Raw genomic sequence first — 613 nt, 5'->3', positions numbered from 1 at the left:
AATAGACTGCTCCTGCTTTGCGGCAGTCCATGCTATGCTGGCGCTAAGCGTCACAATACCGAGGGGATGACGATGTCGTGGAAAACCTTGTTCCATAAGGTCGTTGGCAGCAGCAACGACAGACAGCTCAAAAAAATGCGGCCGGTGGTTGAGGCGATCAATGCGCTTGAACCCGAACTGGCCGCCCTCAGCCTTGACCAGCTCCGGGCCAAAACCGATGAATTTCGGGCGTCCATCACAACCGCCACCCAGACCCTGCGCGAGCAGCTGGCCGACGCCCAAGCCCGGCTCGAACAGGAAGCCGACCCGGACGAGCAGGGCTACCTCAAGGAAGACTGCGAGAAGATCGAAAAAGAGCTGCGTGAGGCCGAAGCCCAGGCTCTTGACGATCTCCTGCCGCAGGCCTTTGCCACTGTCCGCGAGACCTCCCGGCGGGTCACCGGCATGCGGCATTTTGACTGTCAGCTCATCGGCGGCATGGTTCTCCACCAGGGACGTATTGCCGAGATGAAGACCGGTGAGGGCAAGACCCTGGTCGCCACCCTGCCGCTGTATCTCAACGCCCTGCTGGGACGAGGGGCACATTTAGTGACTGTCAACGACTACCTGGCCC

Annotated in this window: 1 protein-coding gene; it reads left to right on the top strand. The window is 60.5% G+C overall.

Annotated elements, in window-relative coordinates:
• Positions 1-72: 72 nt before the first annotated feature.
• On the top strand, positions 73-613 hold a 541-nt coding region (locus J4F42_22425; protein MCE2488280.1), incomplete at its 3' end, for a hypothetical protein.

It is taken from the genome of Desulfurellaceae bacterium, assembly GCA_021296095.1.
Lineage (GTDB): Bacteria > Desulfobacterota > Binatia > Bin18 > Bin18 > JAAXHF01.
The sequence above is the reverse complement of the archived record's forward strand: the minus strand, read 5'-3'. Positions and strand labels throughout refer to the sequence as shown.